The following is a 6,568-nucleotide window of genomic DNA, read 5'->3' as shown; positions in this document are numbered from 1 at the left end:
TACCGCTTCTCAATCGTCGGGAGATAGAAACTATGTTTAGTTTAGATGAATTAAAACAGACTCAGTATTTTCAAGATGTGCGCGAGGAAGCGCGTCAGGAAGGTCGTCAGGAAGGTCGTCAGGAAGGTCGCGAGGAAGGTCGTCAGGAAGGTCGCGAGGAAGGCATTGAGCAAGGCATTGAGCAAGGCATTGAGCAAGGCATTGAGCAAGGCAGACTAAACAAAGCACTAGAGGCGGTCCCTCGTTTGTTGGCCTTAGGGTTAAGCGTTGAGCAAGTCGCATCCGCCTTAGAGTTAGAGGTTAAACAGGTTAGAGCTATACAAAAAGGGACATAAGACTATATCGCCCCCTAACCAAAAAGGAAGGCGTTTAAACCTTCCTTACCATAGAATTGGTCATTTATTGCCCTTTGCGAGCCAATACACCCAGAGAACCCACCGCTAATAAACCTAAAAGGGTACCTGGTTCCGGGGTTGTCTGTGTCTGGGTGCCTTGAATGGTCCAGTTAGCAGCAACTATATTACCTGATACATTGGTCAAATCGACAGAGTAGTTCAAATCATTAGTAAAGTAAACGCCATTGTCTCCATTCACGAACCATGCGTTAGGTGTTTGTGTAGAATTGGTTGAGACGACATTGACATTAGAGTAATCAATCCAATCAGAAGGAACAGAGGTTAATTGTCCTAAGGCATTGGTGACAAAGCTTCCTACACTAAAATCCAACCCATCACCCCCATTAGGATTAAAGGTGGTAACGTGGGTCCCATTACCAAAATTGAAGGTGACACTCACAATGTTGCTGGCGGTCCATGTGATTGGGGGGAAAATTCCGGCACTTTTTCCCTGAAAATGGGTAAAACCCCACACCCCACACCCTGCCACCACCGAAAAACTTTTTCAGCAAACCCTAATTAGGGTCTATAGAAAAAGTTCCTAAGCGTAATTCCCCGGCTGCTGTCCTTCGACCTGATTCTTACCGAAAAGGAAATCAAGTCAAAAAAAGAACCCTTGCCAACATCTGAAACTGGCTCTCAAAGGGGAAGTCCAGTCAAAACTTCTACTGTTTCTCCCGCTTGTATAGTAGTTTTACCCTGGGGAATTATGGCTAAAGCATTAGTACCTGTTAAATTAATTAAATTAGCCGAATTGTGTTGTCCGGGAGCAAGTTGAAATTGATAAACTCCCTCGATAATTTCTATTTTTCCCCAGAGATAAACTTCTCTTTGTCCTTTAGATTTGAGAGTATCGCGGGTGACAACTCGCAGAAATTTGTTCTGATATTCTGTCAATCCCGATAATTTTTTAATGGCCATTTGCACGAAGCGCCAACAGGAAACTAAAGCAGAGACGGGATTACCGGGAATACCAAAGTAAATACAACCGTTAGGAAAAGTAGCAAAGGTTAGGGGTTTACCCGGTTGAATAGCAACGCTGCCAATCAGAATTTTTCCCCCTAATTCCCCTAAAATTCCCTCGATATAATCGTAATCTCCCACAGAAACACCGCCGGTGGAAAGGACGATGGCACTAGAATTAATTGCTTTTCTGATAGTTTCTCTGAGAAGATCGGGATTATCTTTGATTATACCTAAAGGTCTGGGAATTGCCCCTAAACTGGCGACAAATGCGGTTAAAGCGTAGCGATTCGAGTCAATAATTTGACCTTTTTGGAGGGTTTCATCGGGATTAATTAATTCATCTCCCGTGGAGAAAATTGCCACTTGGGGACGGGAAAAAACTGTTAATTCGGTAGCTTGTGCCGTGGCTAAAACCGCTATTTCTGGGGAATTAAGGGCAATACCGGCTTTTAATAGGGTATTTCCCGCTCGATAGAATGTGCCGCGTTGACGCACGAAAAGACCTATTTTTTCGGGAGGGATAAGAATCGCCACTCGCTCCCCTTGTTTTTGAGTATTTTCCTGCATAATAATCGTATCACTGCCGGCGGGTAACATCGCTCCCGTAAATATTCGCGCTGTTTCTCCTGGTTGAATAATTTTTTCGGGGACTTTGCCGGCGGGAATTTCGGCGATAATCTTTAAAGTAACGGGATTTTCTGGATTAGTGTCTTTGACATCTTCGTAGCGGACAGCATAGCCATCCATAGCAGAATTATCCCAATAGGGAAAGTCTAAATCACTGCTGATATCTTCGGCTAAAATGCGCCCAAAAGCTGCCTCTAGAGAAACTTTTTCTGTTTCTTGTCGGGGTTGAATTTGAGTTAAAATTATAGATTCTGCTTCTTTGACTGAGTACATGGATTAAACAAACAAATGAACCGATTAGCTAGATTAAGGGTGGAAGATATACAAGCTTGGCTCGGGGAAGTGCATTTATCGGATAGGAAGGGTCAGACTCCCTATTATATACCAGTTTTGAACCAAGTTAATCCCGATGTTTTCGCTCTCCAGATTCACTGTCTTGAGGGGGAGATTTTCTCTTGGGGAGATGAAACTGTAACTTTTCCTTTGATGAGTGTGATTAAACCTTTTTTGTTATTATATCTTTTGAATCATTTGGGGGAAGATGCTGTTTTTCGTCGCGTGGGAAAACAAGCTTCTAGTTATCCTTTTAATTCCTTAACTCAACTGCAAGAGGATTGCGGTTTTCCCCGTAATCCTATGATTAACAGTGGTGCGATCGCTCTAGCGGATTTATTAGCAGGAGAAACGCCAGAATCTCGCTGTGAAAATTTGCTTTTATGGTTAAATGAAATGGGTAATTGTCAATTATTTCTCGATGGCTCTGTGCTTGATTCTGTTCACTCCTATCCTAATGCACACAATCAAGCTTTAAGCTTAGAATTAGAAAAAAACGGTTATATCAGTCATCGTTATTTAGCTCTAGAAACCTACAATCGAATCTGTTGTTTATCTGGAAAAATTGCCGATCTTGCTAATTTAGGTAAGTTAATTTTAGCTTCTTCTTTTGCCGAAATTATTCTAGAAATTATGACTAATTGTGGACTCTATGAAGCTTCCCAACAATTCGCCCTTGAGGTGGGTTTTCCCACTAAATCGGGAGTCAGTGGGGCCCTATTATCAATTGTACCAGAACAGGGAGCGATCGCTTGTTATAGTCCTCTGTTAAATGAGCAAGGTAATTCAATTTTAGGACTTAATTTACTAACATATATAAGTAGGTGGATGGAATTAAATATAAGATGAACGTAGGTTGGGTTGAAGCATGAAACCCAACCCCCTGGGTAAGCAACTCACATAAAGTTCATTTTGTCAAGGATTGTTAAGATGCGCTTACCCTGATAATTCCAGTGATCAATTGGCTATCCTGATCATCTCTGGTGATTTTCCCGCAGCATAAATATCCCACATTGTAATATAAGCTTTTTCTAAATTGCGGGTAAAACGAAGCGTATCAAATAACGGATAAGTAAGACGATTTTGTGCTAATTTCTGTTTAAATTCCTGCAATTTATCAGGAGATTTTGCTAAATTAATCGCTAAATTTTTATACTCCTCTAAATTCTTAGTAATTAATTCAGGTAGGCCAATAGCTGTCAGTAAACTAGCACCAACACGGGAAGGAAAAGTTGCACCAGGACAAGTTATAATCGGTAAACCTGCCCATAAAGCATCACTCCCAGTCGTATGAGCATTATAGTATAAAGTATCAAGAAATAAATCAGCTAGTTGATGCCGCGCCAAATGTTCCGACTTAGGTTCGAGATGGGCAAAAATTAAGCGATCGCCCTCAATTCCTCGCGCTTGTGCTTCCCGACGTAGATTTGCTTCCGCTTCAGCTACTCTCGAAAATAACCATAACACACTACCTGGAACATTAGCCAAAATTTGCATCCATACAGTGAATATTTGCGGCTCAATTTTATAGGTATGGTTGAAACAACAAAAGACAAAACTCGATTCAGGAAGACCATAATGGGAACGAGTAACAGGTTTAGATGATATAATTTGTTGATAATCATTAGCCTGATAACTATCCGGTAAAATCACTAATTTTTCAGTAAAATCATCAGCAGACTCTGGTGGTGTAACTATGGCATCACCAATAATATAGTCGATAAAATCTGCTCCCATTGTCCCCGGATAAACCAAATAATTAACTTGAATCGGTGCCGGTTTTAAAGCCAATATTTGTGTCCGCGCTTTATCAATATATCCCATCAAATCCACTAAAATATGCACCCCATCATGAAAAATCCGTTGTGCAGATTCCGTAATTGATAAAGTAGCAATATCATAAAAGCGATCGCAATCATTAGCAATGCGACGACGATATTCACTACCATCATCAGGACCATAGGAATAGGCAATTATTTCAAAGTTATTGCGATCATGTAAACCAAAGACACTTTGCATCAAATGACTGGTGGGATGATTACGAAAATCATGGCATAAATAACCTATTTTTAATTGTCCAGATCGGGTGCGTGAATGGTTAAAGTTGAGTGGTTTAGTAATCAATGCTAATTGTCTTTTAACCTCTTGAGCATAGTTAGAAGCTACTTGCAATTGTTGACTAGCAGACCAAGGTTTATATAAGGTATCAAAGGGAGTTACTGGGGTAGTTTTTCCCTCTTGTAACTGGTTTTCTGTTAATTGCCAAAGTTGAATTAAATCAGCTTCTCTTGTCTCCCAATTACAAGTCATTTCCTTCATAGAAAATAAGCAAGCAAAAGCCTCTGGTGAATTAGGTTGAATGGCTAAAGCTTGCTTAAATACGCTCATAGCAGCTTCTACTTTGTCCTGTCTTCCTAAAGCTAAAGCTAAATTATTGTAAGCCTTAACATACTTAGAATTAAGCTTAATTGCTGTTTGAAAATAAGCGATCGCTTCTTCAATTTTTCCCTGTAGTTGTAACACATTTCCTAAATTAAAGTGTGCTTCTGGATAATTAGGGTTTTTCCTGATTGCTTCTTGAAAATTGACCGCAGCATCCCCTAACTTATCCTGCATTTGTAAGACTAAACCTAAATTATTATCAGCAAAAGCATAGTTTTGATTGCCACAAATAGCTTGGTTAAAGCAAATAATCGCCTCATCTAAATCTCCCTTGCCAACTGCTATTATTCCTAAATTATTATGAGCTTCTGCATAATTAGGGTTAATAAGTAAAGCTTGCTTGTAAGCCAAAATAGCTTGATCAATTTGTCCTAAACTATCCATGATTACCCCCAACTGATGCCAAGCAGCTGCATATTGGGGATATTGATTAATTAATTGTTGATAGAGAGCGATCGCTTCTTCAAGCTTAACCTGTTTTTGCAAGGTGTATGCTTGCTGATACAGGGTATCTGCTGGGGAAGTATCAGGCTGATTATTTGCTATATTTACCCCAACTAAAGGAGAAATAGGATCAAGAGTAATAATTTTACTGATGTCATCATTTTGAAATCCTAAAGCTTGGGGACGTTTAACTCCTTCTAAGATTTGTATATCATAAAGTTCAGTCACTTCACCTTCTAAGCGTATCCAGTGAACAACTTCACCTGTTTTCAAGTCAATAATTAGCAGACCACAGCGAGGCTCTGCTTCTTTAGCCATTAAATTATCATCTAAGATTAACCCCGAAAAAGTCTTATCTACCCCACGATTTTTAGATAATCCAACAATGGCATAATTTCTGACAAATGCTAAACCGCGCAGAAAACCAGGACAAAAAGTAACAGGCTCAAAAATGCCTTTGTCTTGATCAATATAACCAAAGTAACCCGTACCCGCATTTAATAACCATAACTTACCCTGATAAAATCGGGGAGAATGAGGCATAGATAAACCAGTAGCAATCACTTCATTAGACTGAATATCAATGACACAACCGCCAGTTTGTCTTCTGTCTCTCCACCCATCCACCACATCTGATTGACTACAAGCGGTGACATAACGCGCCTTCCCATCTACCAAAGCTAAACCATTGAGATGACAACGATCTTCATTGACTAAAGCGGAAATAAACGATGGTTTCCATAGGGGAATACAACTATGGCGATCGCTGACTGTCGCCAGACAATTTAACGTGGTACTGATAAATATAATTCTTTCAGAGAGATTTTCTATTGCCAAATCGTGAATATCTAAATCCCCAGTAGTATAACTAATGCGGGGGATATAAAGTTTATCGTAACCATCATAAAGCTGTTCGGATGATAACACATTATCTAGTTGCCAGATTTGATAGCGAGAACTAAGATAAATCCTTTCTGGGGTAGTATATAAACCCATGGCGCGGTCAAATATCCGCTCAAATCCCGACATCCCTCTTTGGGGGTTAACTCCTAAAAACATCAGTCGAGAACTTTGATAGGTAGTAAAAGCCAGACTAATCTGCTGAGACTCTAACCAATCAATGAAGTTACGGGAAGCAATTATCTCTACGGGGATAGATTGATTAGTATTGGGAGTTGATTGATTCATCATAACCACAGAGACACAAAGAACACAAAGATTAGCCTGTAGGGTGTGAAGCGCGATAGCGTAACACACCGATTTAATAATAGAGGTGGTGCGTTACGGCGGCTTGTTAATTTTGGTTTTTTGACCGAATTGATGGCCGCAAATACGCACCCTACACCTAAATTACTGTCTCT

General features: G+C 40.1%; 4 protein-coding genes and 1 pseudogene. 2 read left to right on the top strand and 3 right to left on the bottom strand.

Features of this window, described 5'->3' with window-relative positions:
• Nucleotides 1-335 (top strand): annotated as a pseudogene (locus tag IQ242_RS13485) (flagellar assembly protein H); the annotation flags it as partial.
• A gap of 64 nt (nucleotides 336-399) precedes the next feature.
• Here IQ242_RS13485 and IQ242_RS27135 read toward each other — a convergent pair.
• Nucleotides 400-870, bottom strand: a complete 471-nt coding sequence (locus IQ242_RS27135) for a PEP-CTERM sorting domain-containing protein (protein WP_193960312.1) — start codon at nucleotides 868-870, stop codon at nucleotides 400-402.
• A gap of 164 nt (nucleotides 871-1,034) precedes the next feature.
• Complete coding sequence (glp, locus tag IQ242_RS13475; RefSeq protein ID WP_193960311.1) at nucleotides 1,035-2,261, bottom strand: gephyrin-like molybdotransferase Glp; 1,227 nt, start codon at nucleotides 2,259-2,261, stop codon at nucleotides 1,035-1,037.
• A gap of 15 nt (nucleotides 2,262-2,276) precedes the next feature.
• Here glp and IQ242_RS13470 point away from each other — a divergent pair, with 15 nt between their 5' ends.
• A complete protein-coding gene (locus tag IQ242_RS13470; protein WP_193960310.1) occupies nucleotides 2,277-3,170 on the top strand; it encodes a glutaminase in 894 nt (297 codons plus the stop codon).
• A gap of 108 nt (nucleotides 3,171-3,278) precedes the next feature.
• Here the strand turns inward: IQ242_RS13470 and IQ242_RS13465 are convergent, their stop codons facing one another.
• The gene (locus IQ242_RS13465) at nucleotides 3,279-6,398 is read right to left on the bottom strand and encodes a TIGR03032 family protein (protein ID WP_193960314.1); all 3,120 of its coding nucleotides are present in this window, start codon (nucleotides 6,396-6,398) and stop codon (nucleotides 3,279-3,281) included.
• Nucleotides 6,399-6,568 lie beyond the last annotated feature (170 nt).

It is taken from the genome of Microcystis sp. LEGE 08355 (assembly GCF_015207185.1).
GTDB lineage: Bacteria > Cyanobacteriota > Cyanobacteriia > Cyanobacteriales > Microcystaceae > Microcystis > Microcystis panniformis.
The sequence above is the reverse complement of the archived record's forward strand: the minus strand, read 5'-3'. Positions and strand labels throughout refer to the sequence as shown.